Source organism: Gabonibacter chumensis (genome assembly GCF_024741215.1).
In the GTDB taxonomy this organism is placed as follows: domain Bacteria; phylum Bacteroidota; class Bacteroidia; order Bacteroidales; family Marinifilaceae; genus Gabonibacter; species Gabonibacter massiliensis.
Map to the genome: position 1 here is coordinate 880,314 of NZ_JANSKB010000001.1, position 20,563 is coordinate 900,876.

14 protein-coding genes and 1 tRNA gene are annotated in these 20,563 nt (G+C 40.9%); 5 read left to right on the top strand and 10 right to left on the bottom strand.

The window, feature by feature from the left end; genetic code table 11:
- The first annotated feature begins 54 nt into the window (after window positions 1-54).
- Window positions 55-744, top strand: coding sequence for a response regulator transcription factor RprY (rprY, locus tag NVS78_RS03835; protein WP_041503374.1), 690 nt, complete (start codon window positions 55-57; stop codon window positions 742-744).
- 54 nt (window positions 745-798) lie between these two features.
- On the opposite strand, the gene rpiB is transcribed toward rprY, so the two are convergent.
- The gene (gene rpiB / locus NVS78_RS03840) at window positions 799-1,230 is read right to left on the bottom strand and encodes a ribose 5-phosphate isomerase B (RefSeq protein WP_286358001.1); all 432 of its coding nucleotides are present in this window, start codon (window positions 1,228-1,230) and stop codon (window positions 799-801) included.
- A 147-nt stretch (window positions 1,231-1,377) separates the two neighbouring features.
- On the bottom strand, window positions 1,378-3,660 hold the full coding sequence (locus tag NVS78_RS03845) for an NADP-dependent malic enzyme (RefSeq protein ID WP_286358002.1): 2,283 nt from the start codon (window positions 3,658-3,660) through the stop codon (window positions 1,378-1,380).
- Window positions 3,661-3,810: 150 nt separating this feature from the next.
- On the opposite strand from NVS78_RS03845, the gene NVS78_RS03850 reads away from it, so the two are divergent.
- Window positions 3,811-5,151 (top strand): TlpA family protein disulfide reductase, encoded by a 1,341-nt coding sequence (locus NVS78_RS03850; protein WP_286358003.1) that lies wholly within the window; start codon window positions 3,811-3,813, stop codon window positions 5,149-5,151.
- 92 nt (window positions 5,152-5,243) lie between these two features.
- Here NVS78_RS03850 and mutL read toward each other — a convergent pair whose 3' ends face one another.
- From mutL to NVS78_RS03890, 8 genes are all read right to left on the bottom strand, one after another.
- The gene (gene mutL, locus NVS78_RS03855) at window positions 5,244-7,115 is read right to left on the bottom strand and encodes a DNA mismatch repair endonuclease MutL (protein ID WP_286358004.1); all 1,872 of its coding nucleotides are present in this window, start codon (window positions 7,113-7,115) and stop codon (window positions 5,244-5,246) included.
- A 21-nt stretch (window positions 7,116-7,136) separates the two neighbouring features.
- Window positions 7,137-7,445, bottom strand: a complete 309-nt coding sequence (locus tag NVS78_RS03860; protein WP_059027049.1) for a hypothetical protein — start codon at window positions 7,443-7,445, stop codon at window positions 7,137-7,139.
- 7 nt (window positions 7,446-7,452) lie between these two features.
- The gene (locus tag NVS78_RS03865; RefSeq protein ID WP_286358005.1) at window positions 7,453-8,544 is read right to left on the bottom strand and encodes a lysylphosphatidylglycerol synthase transmembrane domain-containing protein; all 1,092 of its coding nucleotides are present in this window, start codon (window positions 8,542-8,544) and stop codon (window positions 7,453-7,455) included.
- A 1,418-nt stretch (window positions 8,545-9,962) separates the two neighbouring features.
- Window positions 9,963-10,514, bottom strand: a complete 552-nt coding sequence (locus NVS78_RS03870) for a hypothetical protein (RefSeq protein WP_059027055.1) — start codon at window positions 10,512-10,514, stop codon at window positions 9,963-9,965.
- A 2-nt stretch (window positions 10,515-10,516) separates the two neighbouring features.
- Window positions 10,517-12,061: a hypothetical protein gene (locus NVS78_RS03875; protein WP_286358006.1), complete on the bottom strand. Its 1,545-nt coding sequence runs from the start codon at window positions 12,059-12,061 to the stop codon at window positions 10,517-10,519.
- A 397-nt stretch (window positions 12,062-12,458) separates the two neighbouring features.
- Window positions 12,459-12,532 (bottom strand) — tRNA-Ala (locus NVS78_RS03880).
- A 753-nt stretch (window positions 12,533-13,285) separates the two neighbouring features.
- Complete coding sequence (locus tag NVS78_RS03885; RefSeq protein WP_286358007.1) at window positions 13,286-13,795, bottom strand: methylated-DNA--[protein]-cysteine S-methyltransferase; 510 nt, start codon at window positions 13,793-13,795, stop codon at window positions 13,286-13,288.
- Between the two features lie 225 nt (window positions 13,796-14,020).
- Window positions 14,021-14,671: a FadR/GntR family transcriptional regulator gene (locus NVS78_RS03890; RefSeq protein WP_286358008.1), complete on the bottom strand. Its 651-nt coding sequence runs from the start codon at window positions 14,669-14,671 to the stop codon at window positions 14,021-14,023.
- A 394-nt stretch (window positions 14,672-15,065) separates the two neighbouring features.
- Here NVS78_RS03890 and NVS78_RS03895 point away from each other — a divergent pair, with 394 nt between their 5' ends.
- The 3 genes from NVS78_RS03895 to NVS78_RS03905 all read left to right on the top strand — a co-directional run bounded on the left by NVS78_RS03895 (window position 15,066) and on the right by NVS78_RS03905 (window position 20,560).
- A complete protein-coding gene (locus tag NVS78_RS03895; protein ID WP_286358009.1) occupies window positions 15,066-15,584 on the top strand; it encodes a sigma-70 family RNA polymerase sigma factor in 519 nt (172 codons plus the stop codon).
- A gap of 185 nt (window positions 15,585-15,769) precedes the next feature.
- Window positions 15,770-16,903 (top strand): FecR family protein, encoded by a 1,134-nt coding sequence (locus NVS78_RS03900; protein WP_286358010.1) that lies wholly within the window; start codon window positions 15,770-15,772, stop codon window positions 16,901-16,903.
- Between the two features lie 87 nt (window positions 16,904-16,990).
- Window positions 16,991-20,560 (top strand): SusC/RagA family TonB-linked outer membrane protein, encoded by a 3,570-nt coding sequence (locus NVS78_RS03905; protein WP_286358011.1) that lies wholly within the window; start codon window positions 16,991-16,993, stop codon window positions 20,558-20,560.
- The last annotated feature ends 3 nt before the right edge of the window (window positions 20,561-20,563 follow it).

A 20,563-nucleotide genomic window follows, 5' to 3' on the forward strand; every position in this document is an offset into this window, starting at 1 on the left:
TATTTTTTCAGAGAATTTAAAACGATATAGAGAATTATTTAAAACAACATAGCTATGGATGAGAAAATTAAAATTTTATTAGCAGAGGATGACACAAACCTCGGCATGCTGCTTAAAGAGTATTTAAGAGCTAAAGGTTTTGACACCGTTTTATGTGAGGATGGAGAAGTCGCTTACGAGACTTTTTTAAATCAACCTTTCGATATTTGTATCTTTGACGTGATGATGCCGAAGAAAGACGGTTTTACTTTGGCAAAAGACGTACGACAAATTAATAGCGAGATTCCAATCATTTTCTTGACGGCAAAAACGATGAAAGAAGATGTGTTGGAAGGATTCAAATTAGGAGCTGACGATTACATGAGTAAACCTTTCAGCATGGAAGAGTTGCTTTTGAGAATTGAGGCCGTATTGAGAAGATCAACCGGACTGAAACCGGAAGATGAGCAAGAGATCTTTAAGATCGGTAAGTTGACGTTCAACTCTAAAAAGCAAACTTTGTTTGATGGAGAAGAGGAGCAGAAACTGACCACGAAAGAATCGGAATTACTTCGTTTGTTATGCTTGAATGTAAATAAAGTATTGGAGAGAAACTTTGCTTTGAAGAACATTTGGGCGGATGACAACTATTTCAATGCAAGAAGTATGGATGTTTATATCACCAAATTACGTAAACATTTGAAGAAAGATCCTTCCGTGGAAATTATCAATGTTCACGGAAAAGGATATAAATTAATCCTTTGATGTCTGATAAATGAATAAACGGGTCTCTTTTTCGGGACCCGTTTTTTATGGTGTTTATTTTACCGGAATCTTGTCTATTCTCCGTTGATGTCTTCCGCCTTCGAAGGCTGTCGATAAGAAGGTGTCGATCACGTTTTGAGCCTCTTCGTAGGCAATGAAACGAGCCGGAATACTGCATACATTGGCATTGTTGTGTTGACGCGCCAAAGCTGCTAATTCCATATTCCAGCATAGGGCGCAACGGATTCCCTGGTGCTTGTTTACTGTCATGGAGATACCGTTTCCGCTTCCGCACAGGACAATTCCTTTTTCGTACTCTCCGGATTCCACGTTGACGGCCAACGGGTGTGCCGTGTCCGGATAATCCATGCTTTCGGAAGAGTGAGTCCCGAAATCTTTCACTTCATGTCCCTTTTCCCGAAGGTATTTAACTAATCTCTCCTTGTACTCGTAACCCGCATGGTCACATGCTATTGCTATTTTCATAAGATAAATTAAAATTTCCGTTTAACGGATGATTATACGTTATATTTTTTGCAAAGGTAAGAAACATTTATGATTCTGTGATTTAGTGATTGGAGATTCTGTGATTAATTTGATTTCCTCATCATTAATCTTTTTAATCGTCAATTATCAGAGTCTGCACATATCCACCGGTTTTTCTTTTTGAGCGTCCGTTACGGCAAGGGTGGTCATGTATACGATATCCCGTACGCTGCACCCCATTTGCAGAATATGTACCGGCTTTTTCAATCCTAAAAGTACCGGGCCGATGATTTCATTGCTTCCTAATTCCTGTAATATGCCCAAAGCGATACTTCCGGAACTCAGGTTGGGGAAAATGATCGTGTTTACGTCTTTATCCGCTAATGGGGAAAACGGATATTGTTTTTTTCTTAACTCTTTATTAAAAGCAACGGAAGCTGACATTTCCCCGTCCACGATGATTTCCGGGTATTTTCGATGTAAAACTTCGATGGCTTCTTGTATCTGTGCCGGACTTCCCAAGTGGTATTCCCCGAAATTGGAGTAAGAAGCTACGGCAATAATAGGCTCTACATTAAATTGTTTCACGGCCTCATAGGTGAGGACGGTGACGGATTCTAACGTATCGGCAGAAGGATGGCTGTTAACGGTGGTATCCGCCAAAAAATAAGTTCCTTTTTTATGGGTAACGATATGCATCCCCACGGCGTATTTGCAACATTCCCGTAGACCGATGATGTCTTTAGCCGCCCGTAGTACATGGCGATAATCGGAATGAATGCCGGATATCAGTCCGTCCCCGTCCCCGGATTCGACCATCATCAATCCGATAAAATTCGAATTACGCATTAATTCTTCGGCCTGTTCGGCGGTGATCCCTTTTCTTTGCCTCAGCTTATAATAAGCTTGCGTGTATTCTCTTATCTTCTCTTTTTCCACGGCCGGATCGAAAATCGTTAATTCGTCGATCTTCAAATGAAGCTGTTTTTTTAAATTTTCAATTTCGGTTGTATTTCCAATGAGAATAGGATGCGCTATTTTCTCCGTAACGATTTCCTGTACGGCCGATAGTACTTTTATATCAGCTCCTTCTGCAAAGACAATACGTTTGGGATCTGTTTTTGCTTTTCCCGTCATACGTCGCATAAGGCGGTCATCCTCTCCGGTTCTTTTCTCGAGTTGTTCCTGATAAGCTTCCCAATCGGTAATTGTCTTGCGGGCGATTCCGGATGTTATGGCAGCCCGGGCCACGGCCGGGGCAATACGACTGATCAAACGGCCGTCTAAGGCTTTTGGAATAATGTAATTCCGGCCGAATGCAATGGAAGGATCGTTATAAGCCATCTTAACCTTTTCCGGAACGGGTTCTTTGGTTAATCGGGCTAAAGCATAAACGGCTGCTAATTTCATCTCCTCGTTTATTCCTTTGGCTTGAACGTCTAATGCCCCTCGGAAAATGTAAGGGAAACCCAATACGTTATTAATTTGATTGGGATAATCCGAACGACCTGTCGCAAAAATAATGTCCGGGCGACTATGGATGGCTTTCTCGTAGGAGATTTCAGGATTGGGGTTGGCCAAAGCAAAAACGATGGGGTTATTGCCCATGCTTTGAATCATTTCTTCTGTCAGAATGTCAGCCACGGATAAACCTAAAAATAAATCCGCTCCGACTAAGGCTTCCTGTAAAGTTTGTAGAGGTGTGTCTGCAGCGAACTCTTGTTTTTCACTGTTTAAATCTTTTCGATCGTTCCGGATAACGCCTTTACTGTCACACATGATCAAATGCTCTTTCTTCACTCCCAATGTCAAATAAAGACGGGCACAAGAGATAGCAGCCGCTCCGGCACCGTTAACAACGACTTTTATCTCCTCGATCTTTTTGCCGTTAAGTTCCAAGGCGTTTAATAGTCCGGCTGCCGATATGATAGCGGTTCCATGCTGATCGTCATGCATAACGGGAATGTCTAATTCTGCCTTTAAACGTCGCTCTATTTCAAAGCATTCGGGAGCCTTGATGTCTTCTAAATTTATTCCGCCGAAAGTCGGAGCTATTGTTTTAACCGTTTCGATGAACTTGTCCACTTCTTTCGTGTCGACCTCGATATCGAAAACATCTATGTCTGCAAAAATTTTGAATAAAAGTCCTTTTCCTTCCATTACGGGTTTGCCGGATAGAGCTCCGATGTCTCCCAAGCCTAAAACGGCTGTTCCGTTGGAGATAACGGCGACTAAATTGCTTTTAGCCGTGTACTTGTACGCTTCCGTCTGATTTTTCTGAATTTCGAGGCAAGGCTCTGCTACCCCCGGGGAGTAAGCCAATGATAAATCGTGTTGAGTACTATGTGGTTTTGTCGGGATGACCTCGATCTTTCCGGGACGTCCCGTCGCATGATATTGTAAAGCTTGTGTTTTTTCAATAAAATTCATAATCTAACTTATTTGTATTAGTGTAAAATTATCCGGATTTGTTTCAAACGACAAATATAATATGTTAATGAAAAGTTAAAGTCAAAATATTAACGCAGGTTAAAAGAGGTTATTATTAATTTAGCCGAACTAAAATAGGTAGAATAGATAATGATGAAATTTGGGTTAATAGTTGTATTGTTGGTGTCATTCATATCTTGTACCAGAAATCAAAGGGTTGTTGTTGATTTTAATCTTGTTGGAACTAACGAACATCAATTCGTATTATCCGTCGATACTACTGAATACAGGGTTGACGTGGATGATAGAGGACACGGTCGTATCGTGTTAAACGAGTTGGGGTATGGTGTGTTGAAGTACGGGAAAGATCGGATTCCTTTATTTTTCGAAAGTGGAAAATCGTTGTCGATTTTTATTTACGGGAATAAAGTTCGTCAAAACGTTCGTTTTGAGGGGGATGGGGCTGCCAAGAATATTTATCTGAATGGCAGAAGATTTCAGGAAGGATCTCTTGACTATGCTTTGGGAGAGAGTGATTTTTTAAATCAATTGAAAGATCATATCACCAGCCAATGTGAACATTTGGATTCCATGTCTTTTGATCCGGAATTTACGAAAATGGAGCGAGAGAGAATAAAATTCACGATCTATACCGTTTTGGAGAATTATCCTTTATACCATGCCTGGAGTACCGGAAACAAGGATTACCTGCCCGATACGGCTTATATGGATTGTATTAGGGCTTTGATTCGGGAAGATGAAAAATTAATGTCATTGAAAGAGTATAAAGAGGGGATGGCTTCTTTGGTCTCTTTAATCAGTACCTATCGTATTCAGGAGTTTGATGCTTATAAACGGGTTATGGCTCAATTTGATTACGTGAAAAAAAATTTGAAGAATAAGGTATTGATAGAGTATTTAATTGATCGTTTTGCTTACAATTATTTAGTCGGTTCCGGTATTGACGAACATACGGAAGAGATCGTCACTGTTTATGATTATTATGTTAAAGATTCTGCTCTCCGGAAACATTTTTATGATTTTTATAACCGATGCGCCCGGATTGTGAAAGGGTGTCCCGCTTTGGATTTTGCTTATACGGATCAAAATGGGAATGTCGTTCGTTCCCTGGATTTTAGAGGGAAATACCTTTTGTTGAATGTATGGGCGACCTGGGGAGCGCCTTGTCGGATTGAAAGTGTGGTATGGGATAAGTTGGTAGAAAAATTCAAAGGTAAAAAAATAGCTTTTGTTTCTATATCCTGTGATAAAGATAGAGGAACTTGGGAACGCTTTTTAAAGGAGAAACACACGTGTGATATTGAGCTCCATATGGGAGAAAATCGGGAATTAATGGATTTTTATTTGATTCGCGGAATCCCTCGTTTTATTTTAATCGATCCGGAAGGAAATATCGTGGATTCTGATTTTTTGCGTCCGACCAATCCCGAAACGGAAAAAATACTAACTCAACTACTAATGGGTCAATAAAGTCTTTAAAGTCATATAGTCCATAAGGTCTGTAAACTCAAAGAAATAATCACAGAATCCTTTAATCTCTCGATCATCATATCTCTCAATCGTCATGATTTACCGAACCAAGGTATGACCTCTTCATTTTTTAAAATGTGAATGATGGTTTTCCCGTCAGCCGTATAGTTCGGATGAGTACAGGCAAAAAGGCTATCGAAAAGGTCGTTCATCTCTTGTTTGCTCAATACGGTATCGTAACTTAAGGCTGCGGCTTTTGCCAATGAAAGTGCAATCCGGTCCTGCATTTTTTCGCGTATGGAACCTTCCGTGCTTTTGTAGTGTTCGATTAAATTAATCAGGACCTCTTTGCCCCGTGCATGTGAGAGATCGGGTGGTGTCGTGTAAACGGCATAACAATTTTTACCGAATTCGCCTAATTCGAATCCTAATACGTTCAAGTCGTTGAGAATCTCTTTTACCAGCAAGAAGTCATCTGCTGATAGTTCCAATGTTTCCGGGAAGAGACTCTTCTGGCCGCATACTTTCTGTTGCATCAATGATTCGCGATAACGTTCGAAGAGTACCCGCTCATGGGCTCTTTTCTGATCTATAAACATCAATCCCGAATGAACCGGGGTAACGATATAACGGCCTTTCATTTGGATAAAAGAGATCACTCCCTCGTGGTCTTCTTGTTTGACGGCCATTTCCGGAATTTCTGTTTGTATGACCTCTTCTTTTTCTTCTAATCCTTGAAAAAGGGCATCCCAATTAGCCGGTACCCGTTCTTTTTTTACTTGCTCACGCGTGTATTCTTTGGGAGAAGAAGCGGGACGCTCGAAATCGGAATCTTCTTTTGAAATGGAGGTCGCGTAATTGAACGGGTTGTAACGTGGGTTGTAACTTACTTTCGGTATTTTGGGGATGACAGGTGTCGTTTCCGGTGAAAAATCGACTTTCCCCTCCGTGTCGAAATCGATTGTAGGGGTAATGTTGAATTTTCCCAAAGCCTCTTTTACACAAGCTAAAATGATTTGAAAAATAGCGTTTTCATCCTGAAATTTTATTTCTGTTTTTGTTGGGTGGATGTTAACATCGATCATGGAGGGATCTATCGTGAAATAGAGAAAATAGGAGGGAATCGTATCCGGGCTGATTAAACCGGAGTAAGCTTCTAACACTGCTTTGTGGAAATAGTTGTGTTTCATGAAGCGATTGTTTACGAAAAAATACTGTTCCCCGTAGCTCTTTCTGGAGTGTTGTGGAGCACACACGAAACCGTTAATCGCGATAAAGCCGGTTTCGCACCCCACCGTGATTAACTTGGGATTTATGGTTTTACCGAATGCGTTGACCAAGCGTTGCCGTAACCCGGAGATAGGAAAATTGTAAATCTCATTTCCGTTATTGACTAAAGAGAATGCGATATGCGGAGCGGTAAGGGCTACCCGTAAAAATTCGATTGTAATGTTTCGTAGCTCCGTGGTGTCCGATTTTAAAAATTTGCGGCGGGCGGGAATGTTGTAAAATAAATTTTTCACGGAAAGATTGGTTCCCCTGTTGCAATTGATGCTTTCCTGGTTCTTTAATTCGGAATCGGCAATAAAAAGATAAGTACCCAATTCCTCCTCTTCTTTTTTCGTCTTTAGTTCCACTTCGGCTACGGAGGCAATGGAAGCCAAGGCTTCTCCCCGGAACCCCATGGTCCGGATATTGAACAGATCCGTCGCAGTTTTGATTTTAGACGTAGCGTGACGTTCGAATGCCATGCGGGCATCTCTTGGTGACATTCCGCTACCGTTGTCAATGACTTGAATAAGCGCTTTTCCTACATTTTTCAAAATAACCTGAATTTGTGTAGCTCCGGCATCGATGGCGTTTTCCATTAGTTCTTTAACCACGGAAGCCGGACGTTGTACAACCTCTCCGGCAGCAATTTGATTGGCCACGGAATCAGGTAAGAGTTGAATAATATCGGACATAAATTTCGTTTGTTTTTAGTACTAAAATAGTTTGAGAATCAAGTCGAGTTTGTATGTGGCCAGATAAAATATGACCAGTAGAATAACGATGAGGATCAAAAACAGCCGTAAAGAATAGCTCATTGACTTGGCAGGCCTGTTGGCTTTCCTGCGCGCGTATTCCCGTTGAAAACCGGACCTTACGTCAGGGATGTACTCTTCACCGTCTTCTTTTAGGCCGAGTTCGGCCCTCATCCTTTTCTCTCGCTCTTTTCTTGCTTCTGCTTCCGGATCCCAATAGCGGGGTTTTAGCTCGAAGCGTTTAGGTTTCGGTTGATTAAAAAATCCCATAATCCATTTAATTTACGGTTTCTTTTTTCGATGATTTACCAAAATTTTTTGCTATCCAACGGGGAACGATAAAAACGCCTACGAACAGATAAGGATAATAGCTAATCAGACGCCATAAGATCGCCATCGCGATAGCGACTCCTGCGTTCGGAAGGAATTCTCCGAGGTACTTTGAAAAGACAAATTCCGCAAAACCGCTTCCTCCGGGAGTGGGACTCACCAACATCATGATCCACATCACGAGTTGTCTTGCGAAGATAAGAAAATGTTGGGTCCAGTCATAACGCCCGAACCAAAAAGCTACTAAAATGGCATTTACTACCCAATACCGAGCCGTCCATGAACAAAAGGTAGCCCCGAAAGTCTTTAACCAGAAGCCGAAAGGCATTCTTCGTAATTCAATGGAGTTGCGGATGATATCGCTTCCGGCTTCGTTGGCATCGTGTCTCCATTTTCGTAATATTCTCCATTTGAAAAGCTTCATGATCAGAAATTTCAGACCTCTTGGGTTTTTAAATAGCCCGTAGCTCAAAATGATCAAATAGGCTAATTTGATACCATAACCGATAACGGCAAAGAGAATCAAACTGTCTGCAACGGCTTTGGTTGTATCCGGCATGTACCATAGAGCCTGATGGTTGACGAATAGCAGAATCAACGGAAACATGATGATAAAGTAGAGCTCGTCTAAAAAAGAGGTGGCCATGACCATGGCCGAACTTTTCCCTACGCCAATACCCTCTTTATGCACGAATAAAATGGCCAAACTTGTTCCTCCGATAGCTGAAGGGGTAACAGCCGAGGTAAACTCCCATAAGAAAATAATCCGTATGGCTTGAATCCATTTCAATCGGCCACCCGAGAGTACGCGAATTCGGATTACGTAACCCAAATCCCGAATGATCATGCATAAAAAAGCCACGAAAAGCCAGAAAATCGTACTCCAGGTGAAAGTGATCACGTCGAAAGCTTTCGGGTCAAATTCCTTGTATAACATATAAGAGACAACAGCTAACCCGATAATGATAGGGTATATGATTTTATACGGGCTTATTTTTTTAGTTAACTGTTTATTCCCTTCCGGATTCTCTTGTGCCATAATCAACATTTTGTCGATGCTAAATTACTAAAAAAAGTTCAATGGCGTATTATATATTTTTGCATTTACCCGAAAGTTTTTGTGTATTATACTGCCCCATTTTTCATTTTCAGTTGTTATATAGTAAAACCAAGGGGCAAAATGATAAGTTGTATTATTCATTTAACTGGACTATGGGAAAATGGATTTGGTTTTTAATGGTGTTCACCTTAAATAGTTGTTAGTTTGACCGAACAATAGAAATTCGGTTGAGTGGGAGTCAAATAATATGTCTGGCTTCATTATTTTTTCTATTTTTTACGTTTATCTGGTGGATATGGAAGAAACAGAAACCTGAGATAGATAAGCATATCAATTTTATTAATATATTAAAAAAAGAAAATTGGTTTATACTGGAACAAAACCATAAGTTAAGTCAACATTCTTCTTGTCAAGCCGATCGGATAAGACAATTGCATGTAGTTTTAGAAAATCGTCTGGGGAGTTTGCGGCATTTGTTGAAGTTGGGTTCTATTTATGAAAACAAATCAGAGATTTTTTATAAAAAATTTCGAGAGCATGTATGCTTGGAAGCGAAAACTAAGACTGCTTTTACTGATTTATACGAATTGACAAATTTGTATTGTAATGGAGTCATAGAATATCTCAAAAAGAATTATCCGCTATTGAACGATGAAGATCTTCGTTTGTGTTGTATGATTGCTTTAGGATTTTCTTCGCAAGAAATTCGATTGATTTTTAGCCATACTAATAGACAGTATCTATACGAAACGTTCAAAACTTCGAGCAAAATTAGGATTATCTCCGGAAATAAATATGGAAACTTTTATACACAATATGATTATAAAATTAAGTTTAAATATATCATAAGTGTTATATTGTCAGGGTGTTGTGCGTGTTATTTTTAGTATGTTTTTGGTTTCTATATGCTTGTGTTGGTTGATTGTGGGGTATTAGAAATTTATTTTTAATAACAATTGATTATTAATCGGTTATGCTTAGGACTATAAGGCTATAAAATATGTAATATTATTGGAATTATTTTTGAATTAAAATAATTTTATAATGGATATGTGGTTCTGTAAAAATCATGAAAGAGTATTTTGGGATTCGCCTTCCAAATAAAATGCTCACCCAAATATAGAAAATAGAGTTTGTGTAGACTCTATCTGTTTTATTAATTTGAAAGAAGGCATAAAAAGATAATGAAAAGCACGATAATTTCAAAGTCTCATAAAATGGGGTGATAGATTTTATTGAAAGTCGCTTTAGGTGAAGTAGCGATAAGCAGTGCAGCAATACCAATAACGATAGATTTATCGAAAAAACTGTATGAAATAATTGGTGCGGATATCGAAAAGCAATACGAGTAGATTTTTTTAATACATAAAACGATGGCTATATGATAAATGGAAGACTTACCAAAAAACTTCATACATGAGAAACTTCTCATTTTCTAAAGGAATGATCATATATATTCGTTTGAAATAAACCCGTAAATCCCAGGAATCGGGAGCAATAAGATCTATACTGTCATTTGTTTCCCGGAATCTGGCGAGCCGGCGTGGAAATTCCCGTTCGTAAAAGTCCATCAACTCTTTACGGGTAGTGAGTATTTTTCCTTCTAAATCTTGCGAAGACAAAGTTAATCTTTTTTTATTTTTTGGTGCAAATCGTTTTCTGACTGCTAAAAGGACAGAATTATCTCCATTCTTTAAAACTTTTTTTTCTTCTTCCGTAAATGGACGTAGCAGCCATTGTATGTCTGTGTCGTATCGAAATTGTAAGGTGTCGGTGCGATCGAATAGCAGATATAGCGTATCTCCTCGTTGATAAAAAGGGTCTCCCGATTCCCGAACTTCTTTACTTAATCTGACTTTCCAGTCTTGTTTGTTTTCTTTTTTTACCGTCTGGGCATTTATTTCTGGGTAAATAAAAAGAATTATAAAAATGACTAAGTATTTTTTCATAATTAATGTTCTTGTGTACATATTCTTTTGGCATTTTCCAAATAATTCAAATATAGCTCATTTAGAGTCTCTCTCTTTTCTTTTGAGATTTTTTTCCATCCTTCTGATTCTACTAAGACTAATTTATTGTCTTTTAAATCTTGGAAATGTGTTAATCCTTGCCAAGCAATGGATCTACAAGTAGATATATTTGTGTTAGGATCTATTTCATGTAAAGCTTTTGCAATAATATCAACGAAGTATTCTGACATATATTGATGATGAGCTGTAGCGTTATAATAATATTTTTTGTAAAAATAACATAAAGTTGGGAAACTTTGATTATCCAATGCTTTCCCTAACTCTATAAAGTCTTTGTCTGATATAGATCCTGGATTGTGTGATTTTAGGGATAGTAATTGAGCATATATTTTAGCATGAATAGCCTCATGAATAATTGTTTTTGCGACCATTAAAGGTGGACTGTTCATTAAATTGATTTCATTGAGTATTATAGTAAACCAGTAATGATTCATTTCTGATATTAATTCTCCATTAATATTTTGGGGCATTCCTTCTAATTTCCATCTTAAATGAGCGATGGAATTTTCTTCAATAAAATGTTCAATCAATTTTTTGAAAGTTTCACTTTTACTATTGACTTTAGTGTAAATGCAATCAATATAATCGTTTTCTTTTAAATTATCGATATCTATTATAGGTGTATTAGTTGTGCCTCCATCAATTTCTGCATTTTGTGTAGGAGGTAAAAGAATATTTGTTGTACATCTTGTCCATCCTCGAGAGCTATAAAAGTCAATGAATGATTCTTTTAATTCACCTATATATTGACAAATGCTACTTCCATTGTATCCGAATGTATTTATTTCGTGTGTGACAAATTCTAAATTTGCATTTATTGCGTAGAAATAATCTCCTGCTACGCGAGATACGGGCTCAAAAATTTCATAAATACGAGCATAATTAAATAGAGGATTGCTATGTTGTAAATAAAACTTTATCATTTGCCGATATTTATCCAAATCTAATCTAAATTCTAAATACTGATTAGCAGAACATTCGTTCTCTGTGCAAATACTCCAAGCATTTCTCCACATTTGACGTGTATCGCAAACCCATGATCCAGAGGCATCTGGATTATAATAACATGTCCCCCACGAATGGATTGTCCTTGACCGTGAAGTATTGTTTATATGGAATAACATATAGCTGAAAAGGTTGTAACATTCATATCTATTGATTAATGAATCGATATCGGGAAAGAGGCCATTCAGTTGTGGTATTTTTTGATTAATATTGGTAGTATCTCGTGAGATTCTATCTCTCGTTTGCTCGTATTTTTGACAGATGTCTTTGAAAAACGGATCTTGAACCAATACTTTGTAAGTATCTTGATCTATTGTGAAGAAATCTTTCAAATATTGGGTGGTACTATCCTGTTTGTCTTGGATGTTGTTGACTTCTGAAAAATCTTCTGTTTGATAACAGGAGTGTATTAATAGGAGTAATACAAGTAGAATGGACAAGATTAAGTATGTTTTTTTCATGACAACGGATTATTATACGACGCATGTAAATATAACAACATTAATGTAGATTGCAATATAACGTGTATGATGCTTCACAAAAAAATATTTATTTTAATAATTTAAAAAGTGACAAAAATTAATATTGTTGATTGTATCGCTCGTGTTGCACATGAATTTTTAGCGGCAAGCTTTTAAAGAACATTTTACCGGAAGTTAAATTTGATTAATAATCGGTAGGTTGTCTATAAGAATTTGGAAAATCTCTAATTCTGTTTTTACAATCAAGGTTTCACTAAACTTGCGATCGAGTGGTGTTGTCGCAGATGTCTGTTTCATAGATATTTAGTGACAGAATATGCTCCGTGATTTATAAATAAAAACAACCTCTTGCTAATCAGGAGGTTGCTTGTGCCTGTGGAGAATAACGGAATCGAACCGTCGACCTTTTGACTGCCAGTCAAACGCTCTAGCCAACTGAGCTAATTCCCCGTTTGCGCTGCAAATATAGATAAAAATCCGGAAATATGAAATTCAGGAGAGAAGAATTTCTTATTTTAAATGCGTAGCTCCCGTTTTGATCTACAACGAACAATAATTAATACAAATTTGCCAGGTATTGACAAGCGGTTTTCATTCTATATAAAAGAGAAGCAAATTAAACTAAACCTTTTTCAAGCAAACAACTGGAAGGAAAATCGGGTGCGGCTCAATAGCCAAAACTACGTCCCGAGATTGACTTTTTTCATTGGGATATATAGGGGGCTACGGAGAAAAATTCCGATTTAGTCCAATGAAAGACAATCTTAATATGGCCGGCTGAACAGCTTCATTCTTTCCTGACGTAACAATGTTATAAGAGGTAAAATCTTCCTTTTCCCCTATTGTCGGCTACCAGTTTTCGCACTGTGTAGGCGTAAGCTAAATTTCGGATAAGTAAAAAGCATTCTGTCTATCCGTTTGCCATTCCATAATCGACTCTACATCGGACAATCTTACCGCCTCTTCTTACGGATTGTATGATAACTTTTCCGACGGCGAATGTCAGTCTGGGTGTTAGGCTCCCCCGAAAGAGTTTTCGTGTATATCGGGAAAGCCCGAGCAAAAATAGCTTTGGCAAACGCCTAATACAAGGAGCTGTACCAACCGCCGAAGGCTATCCGATAAAAATGTCACTATAAGAGTCGTATGGTCCTATTCGCCTATAAGAATCGGCAATGTTTTCTGTCATAAATATTTGTATTATTATCGAAATGAACGTTCCATCTCCAGCAAGCCTTGTTTGGCATCAAGGCCTCCGCCGTAGCCGGTCAGCTTGTGGTTGCTGCCGATGACCCGGTGGCAAGGCACGAATATGGAGATGGGGTTGGTGGCATTGGCTGAGGCGACGGCACGCACGGCTTTCGGATTGTGGATGCGGCGGGCAAGTTCGCCGTAGGAGATGGTCGTGCCGTAAGGGATTTTCATCAGTTCCTCCCATACGGTGCATTGGAACTCCGAGCCGGTAAAAACAATGGGAATGTCGAATGTCTTGCGATGTCCGGCGAAATACTCGTCGAGTTCTTCGATTGTCCGTTGGATAACCTCAGACGTTCCCTCTTCATACTTCGCGTTCAGGTGCCGCTGTATGCGGCGGTCGATTGTCAAGCGGCGTTTCTCCACGACCCAGTCGCAGATGCACAGCTTGTCGCCGTAAGAGCCGACCATCATCTCGCCCACGGGCGATTGATAGCGTGTAATTTTTATGGTTCCCATATCGTTCCTTTTATTGTCATAATATTCTTTCATGCATATTTTGCAGGGTCTGAATCCGGCACGCGGGGCCTCTTCGCTCTCCCGTACGTTCATCGAAGCAGTTTGCCCTCTTCATTCCGTCGGGCCGAACGGTTCGAGGTAACGTTTTTTACCTGCTGCGGTGGGCGCCACTTCGAAGAGTACGACCACTTTGTTCTTACTCGCTTTCATGATTTTTGCTATTTTTTATGGTTCCTCCACGATTTTTATGGCTGTTCGCCGGGCGCTTTTCAGGTCGCCGGCAGCGATATGTTTCAGCAGCTTTTCGTGGGAGGCTTGCGAATCGGCGAAACACGCCGTGCTTTCATAAATGCGGTTGAATTCGAACAGCAGATGTCTGGATGCGGAGCGATAGATGTCGGCCAATATCCGGTTGTGGGTGGCATCGGCAATGGCGATATGGAAATTCAGGTCGGCTTCGATGCACGCCTCCAGCGCCCCCTTTTCCGCGTGCGCTTTTCTTGTTTCGAGCGCAAGCCGCATACGCTGTATATCCCTTTCGGTTCGCCGTGCCACGGCTTTCTCCACGATGGCGATATCCAGAATTTTTCTCACTTCGTCGAGCTCCGTGCGGTCGGCCGCGTTTATTCTCATGCCGATGCGGTCGTCGTCCGACGGTTCGGCGACGAAAGTTCCCGCACCCTGCCGCACGCGAATAATTCCCGTGTTTACCAGCAATTTCACCGCTTCCCGCACACTCGACCGCCCCACGCCGAACGCTTTCATCAGTTCCGGTTCGGTCGGAAGCTTGTCGCCCGGTCCATAAGTGCCCTCCGTGATTTTTTGTTTTATTTCTTCGGCAACCCTGTCGGCCAATGACTTTTTATCTATCATCATATGCATCTTAAATTAATCATATCATCAGATGATTTGCAAAGGTACGTCTTTTTACGGAAAAACCAAATCGGATGAATCTGTTTTTTCAGTCGGCTTTGGAAATTCGGTCGGATATGTTGTTTCCCGGCGCCCGTACCAAGAATCACATGTTGGGAATCCGGTTGTCGGAGAAATAACGATTATTTCGTTCGAGGCGGGACGAGTCCTTATTGTATTGCTTCTGGGTGAATGCCGAAAGCGAGGTGCGGATTATATTTTTGTAGACTGATTTATAGGTGTAATAGTGGAGGAATTGAAATGTAAAATTGTCATATATTTTATTTTTGTAAATGTAAGTTGTATATTTGCTCCAAAGAGTTTAATGATGGTGTGTATCAAGGGCAAAAATGGAACAATGGATTACGTGTGGATTTTTGAGCAATATTACCGGGGATTGGCTTATTTTGCCTACCGGTTGTTGAAGGATAGAGAGGCGGGAGAGGATGTGGTTCAGGATGTTTTCGTAATGTTGTTCGAGAAAGGAGTTCCTTTTGAAAAATCCAGTGTGTTAAAATCTTTCCTTTATATTACCGTTCGAAATCGTTGTTTAGATTATCTGAAACATCAAAAAGTGGTAGAGAAACACCGGGCCGAATCGCTTTTAGCCGGCGGAGAGCCTTCTCGCGATTCGATATGGGCTGCTCTTGTCGAGTCCGAAACTTTATCTATCATAAAAAAGGCTATTGATCAATTACCCTGTGAATGTGCAAAAGTTATGCGTTTGTCTCTTTCGGGATATAATAGTACCGAGATAGCTGAAAAATTGGATGTAGAACCCAGTACCGTCCGGGCTCAAAAGCAACGGGGGCTTTTATTACTGAAAAAATATATTCCGCAACATCTTTTTGTTTTCGTGTTCGGAGGTTTGATGTGAAAATAGCTATCGGAGATTCGATGACGGAGTCTCTCGATTGTAAAATTTCTTTCATGTCGTCCATTTTTGACGGATAGCACTTTAACCCCATCCCCGGGTGCTGTCGTTCAATGTTGAATGTTAAAATTGAATTTTTTTTAGTCACTTATCGGGATATAATCGTTTTGTATATAAAATGGCAAAATATGCAAAACTTGAAAAAATATTACAGTTGGGCACAGAAAATCGCTCACGGTCTGTTGAACGGAGGGAGTAAGTGGAGGGAGGAGCTGAAAGAGGAGACCGGATTGCGGGAAGAGTTGGAATGGCGTTTTTCTCCGGATGAGTTACGGAAGGGATTGGAAATTTTCCGGGAGATCGATGGGGAGGAGGCAATCGTACGGATAAAGAATCGACTGAAAAGGAATCGTTTACGAAGATGGAGTATGGTCGGGGTGAACGTGGCTGCTGTGCTTGCTTGTGGATTTTTTGTTGTTTTGTGGATGAATGAGAAGCGGGAGCAGAGAGAGCTATGGACAGCCGAGAAATGGAAGACCCCTTATTTGCTTGTCGGGGAGAGCAAGAAAATAGATTTGTTCGATTCCTTGACCATCGTGCAACGAGGAGTTGTGGTTGAAAATAGGGCCGGGGGAAAATTGAGTTATCGAAGCGCATCGGTACGAGACACGGAAGAACCGGTTATAAATAAGTTGGTCGTACCGAAAGGATGCGAGTATTACGTGGAACTGGCCGACGGAACGAAGGTGTGGTTAAATGCCGAGAGTGAGTTGTCCTATCCGGTTTCTTTCAATGCGGTCGAACGGGATGTCGAATTGAGGGGGGAGGCTTACTTTGAAGTAACGAAATCCGAGGTTCCCTTTGTCGTGAAAACCGGAAATATGGATGTCCGGGTTTTGGGAACGGCTTTTAATGTTATGGCCTATGCGGACGAGTCGAATGTGGAAGTGACGTTGGAAGAAGGAAGTGTACGAATCCATGCCGATGATAAAGAAACTTTGTTGTCTCCCGGTCAGCAGGCCGTGTTTGAGAAAACGGATTCCATTTTACGAATAAAGGAGGTAAATACGAAAATTTATACCGGTTGGCGTTCGGGAGAATTCCTGTTCGAGGGAGAGTCTCTGGAAAGGGTAGGGCGTAAACTTGCCCGGTGGTATGACATGGAGATCGTCGTGGATAGCGTGTTGTGTCATAGATCGTTGAACGGTTCGTTAAAACGTTACGAATCGATCCGGGAATTTCTCGATGTATTGGAGTTGACCAATGAGGTGAAGGTAAATTATCGGGAAGATCGAGTGGAAATTTTATCCAAGAAAGAGTGAGGTAATCGAAAAAATCGGGAGATCTGACCATCCCCCGATTTTTATAGGTTACACCTATATATGTTGTTTAACCCAATTCACAAATTTATGAAAAAAAATCGACTTTCTCCGTTCTGGAGAAGAATTAAGGGATTTTTATCATCTAAACAGGTGATGATTATGCTCTTCGGTATGGTGATTTCGTTGCATTCGGGTATGGTTTCGGCACAGAAAGTGACGATCGACGTGAAAAAGGCCTCTTTGGTTTCCGTTTTGGAGGAGATCAAACGCCAGACGGGCTATCGTTATCTTTTCGTGGGGGATCAGGTTCGGGAGGTAACCGATATCACGCTTTCCATGAAAGATCAACCGGTGGAAACCGTTTTGGACTCTTGTCTACGGAATACGATCTGGACCTATGCCATTTCCGATAAGACAATCGTCCTTTCTTTGAGGGCGGGTACCGCATTAAGTAAATCCAAGCAACCCGTTAAAAATGAGGTGGTGGGAATCGTGAAGGATAAAAAGGGGGTTCCCATGATCGGGGTAACGGTAAAGCTTGTAAATACGGCGCTGGGGATCTCGACGAATAGTAAAGGTTTTTTTAAGTTGCTTTTGCCAGTAAAGAGCGGAGCGTTAGAGTGTTCGTTTATCGGCTATAAGACGCAGAAAGTAGAGTTTACCGAGAAGTCGGATACGCTTCGAATTGTCATGAAGGAGGATGTTACCGGATTGAACGAGGTACAGGTGATTGCTTACGGTCAGCAGAAAAAGCGAACGATGGTCAGTGCCGTTTCTTCCGTGAGAGCTGATGATATTAAGGAGCTTCCCACCCATAGTTTGGAGAATCTGTTACAAGGACATATGGCCGGAGTGGAGGTCAATAATCTTTCGGGTGCTCCCGGAGGAGGAGGTTCTATTGTTGCTATCCGGGGATATAACTCTTTCTTTACGGAAGAAGAGGGAGGGGACCGGGGGTATGGAACACCCCTTTACGTGGTGGATGGAGTCCCGATGCAGGCATTTACCTCTCCGATCACGGGAACCAATACCCTTTCGAATTTAGATCCTTCTATGATCGAATCGGTGGAGGTATTGAAAGATGCTGCTTCAGCGGCAATATACGGATCTCGGGCTGGCAACGGGGTCATCTTGATTACCACGAAAAAAGGACGGGCCGGTAAAGCAAAGTTCACGGCCAATATGTCTTATTCGGCCTCTTGGCTTCCCGAGACTCCCGTGCAAAGTGGAGGGCAATTGGAACGTTACTATAATATCCGGGGACTTCGGAACACGGTAATTCCTTATCAAGATCAGGACGGACATTGGAAAATACCGACTTCTTACGAAGAAGTATGGAATTTCCGGGGGAGTTCCACGCAACCGGTATTCGATTGGTTTTGGGGGTCTGCTGCTGCCGCCAATGGCAGTAGTCGTTTACAGGATTCTTTAAATGCCTTTTACAATAATTCTACCGATTGGTGGAGGTATGCCTATCGTACCGCCAAGGTGTATAATGCCAATATACAGGCCAGCGGAGGGACGGAGGCAATCCGTTATATGATCGGCGCCGGGTATTATAAAGAGGAGGGAATTATGTACGATAGCGATTTCCAACGAATCAATGTAATGACGAATGTTTCGGCCCATCCTGCGAAGCGGTTGCGGTTAGATAATCAACTTTCGCTCACCTATAGCGACCGGAGCCGGGGAGGAAGTAAAACGACAGCGAAGATAGAAGGGGTGACGGTGAATCCGATGTATATATCCTCTTTATACCCAGGGGCTTCTTATATAAAAAAGGAGTTGTTGGATAGATTGAATAGTGTCGAGCAGAAAAACCATAGTTATGCGGCACGTTATAATTTGGTATTGGATTACGAGATTATTCGGAATCTACATTTGCGTGTATCGGGAGGAGTCGATTATAGTCAGGAAAATATGAACCATTTCGAGCCGAGTACATACGAAGGAGGGGATTACGCGTATTACCATTGGTCGAGATCTAAAGGAAATATAGGACGAAGTATATCCCTATTGAACGAAAACCTGTTGAACTACTCTTTTTCATTCAAAGAGACACATAATTTCGAAATTTTGTTGGGGTTGTCTTATCAAAAGGATCAGGGATTTTCCAACGGAGGAAGTGCTATAAAAGGACCGAATGATTATGTACATTACGTGCAGGGACAATGGGGAAACCAGGAAGGTCTGGTGAATAAGGCTGATCCCAAAGATCCTACTCTTGCTCCTATATATGAATCGGCTTTTCGATACAGCTCTGATTTTGAGGAGGAAAGAATGAATAGTTATTTCGGTCGTTTAACCTATAATTTTAAGGAAAAGTACATGTTTGAAACGACTATTCGCCGGGACGGATCATCGGTTTTTGGTGAAAAGGTGCGTTGGGCGACATTCCCTTCCGTGGCAGTGGGGTGGGCTTTTTCCGAGGAATCTTGGATGAAAGGTTTATATTGGTTGAGTTTCGGTAAAATCCGGGCCAGTTGGGGAACATCGGGGCAAAAATTTCGGCAACGTTATTTGGCCCACGGCTTGATGACCTCGAACGATAATATGTTTCAGGGGACCGGAGGAATTGTACCGGACAGGCAGGGAGGAGTCATCAATCGAAAGTTAACATGGGAAGAGACCAATCAATACGATTTGGGATTGGATATCAGTTTTTGGGATTACCGTATTCGTTTGACCTGTGATTACTATTACCGTTACACGAAAGGACAGCTGAATAAGACACCGCTTCCCGGAGATGTTTATTTTCATAGTTTTCAATGGCAAAATGCTTTAGGCGTATCCAATCAGGGACTGGAGTTGGAATTAGTGGCAGACTTTTTCAGGGAGAGTGCCGTAAAGTGGCGGATGAAATTTAATGCATCCCGGAACTGGAACCGTTTTGAAAAGAGTTATGACGGGTGGGATTTCGAGGGAAATGTGTTGGGAAAACCTTTATACCGGATGCGGGTATATAAAACCGACGGATTTTTTAATTCCATGAAGGAGATTCCTTACTCGTACACGGAAGCGGACGGCATGCCTAAACCGTTGCATTCCGGAATGAATAATATCTTTTTCCCGGGAACGCGCCGGATTATCGATTTAAATGGAGACGGAAAAATCAATAATAAAGACAAATATTACGCGGCCAGTCCTCTTCCTTTGGCCTATGGCGGTTTTATCAACGAAATCACGTGGAGGCAGTTTGATTTGAATATATTCTTTAATTACTCTTTAGGACGTCATATCATTAATGCTTATCGCCAAACCTATGCTCAACCCAGTTCCGGAGAAGGCCCTGTTATGGGAGATGTTCGGAAATTCAATGCCTGGACACATCCGGACGGTAAACCGCATGATTTTCCTCGGTTGCAAATATATAATGGATTAGAAGGACAATTCTCCGGAACAAATGATTGCGATATCGAGAAAGTACATATGATTCGTTTAAAGCAACTCACGTTAGGGTATAACTTGCACGAGAAGTTGGCTAAAAAAGCAGGTTTGTCCGGAGTTCGCGTGTTTCTGACCATGGAAAATCTGTTTTTATTGACTAATTATTCCGGTTTGGATCCGGAGATTGTGAACATTACGAGTGGTTTGGATAATTTGGCTTCTTACCCGCTACCCCGGAAATTTACGGTCGGTTTGACTATTAACTTTTAAAAC

What these genes read in the sequence shown, in the direction of transcription:
- NVS78_RS03895 (WP_286358009.1), top strand. Translation starts at nt 15,066, where the DNA reads ATGGATTACGTGTGGATTTTTGAGCAATATTACCGGGGATTGGCTTAT.
- NVS78_RS03870 (WP_059027055.1), bottom strand. Translation starts at nt 10,514, where the DNA reads ATGAAAAAATACTTAGTCATTTTTATAATTCTTTTTATTTACCCAGAA.
- rpiB (WP_286358001.1), bottom strand. Translation starts at nt 1,230, where the DNA reads ATGAAAATAGCAATAGCATGTGACCATGCGGGTTACGAGTACAAGGAG.
- NVS78_RS03850 (WP_286358003.1), top strand. Translation starts at nt 3,811, where the DNA reads ATGATGAAATTTGGGTTAATAGTTGTATTGTTGGTGTCATTCATATCT.
- NVS78_RS03860 (WP_059027049.1), bottom strand. Translation starts at nt 7,445, where the DNA reads ATGGGATTTTTTAATCAACCGAAACCTAAACGCTTCGAGCTAAAACCC.
- NVS78_RS03905 (WP_286358011.1), top strand. Translation starts at nt 16,991, where the DNA reads ATGAAAAAAAATCGACTTTCTCCGTTCTGGAGAAGAATTAAGGGATTT.
- NVS78_RS03885 (WP_286358007.1), bottom strand. Translation starts at nt 13,795, where the DNA reads ATGGGAACCATAAAAATTACACGCTATCAATCGCCCGTGGGCGAGATG.
- rprY (WP_041503374.1), top strand. Translation starts at nt 55, where the DNA reads ATGGATGAGAAAATTAAAATTTTATTAGCAGAGGATGACACAAACCTC.
- NVS78_RS03875 (WP_286358006.1), bottom strand. Translation starts at nt 12,061, where the DNA reads ATGAAAAAAACATACTTAATCTTGTCCATTCTACTTGTATTACTCCTA.
- NVS78_RS03865 (WP_286358005.1), bottom strand. Translation starts at nt 8,544, where the DNA reads ATGGCACAAGAGAATCCGGAAGGGAATAAACAGTTAACTAAAAAAATA.
- NVS78_RS03900 (WP_286358010.1), top strand. Translation starts at nt 15,770, where the DNA reads ATGCAAAACTTGAAAAAATATTACAGTTGGGCACAGAAAATCGCTCAC.
- mutL (WP_286358004.1), bottom strand. Translation starts at nt 7,115, where the DNA reads ATGTCCGATATTATTCAACTCTTACCTGATTCCGTGGCCAATCAAATT.
- NVS78_RS03845 (WP_286358002.1), bottom strand. Translation starts at nt 3,660, where the DNA reads ATGAATTTTATTGAAAAAACACAAGCTTTACAATATCATGCGACGGGA.
- NVS78_RS03890 (WP_286358008.1), bottom strand. Translation starts at nt 14,671, where the DNA reads ATGATGATAGATAAAAAGTCATTGGCCGACAGGGTTGCCGAAGAAATA.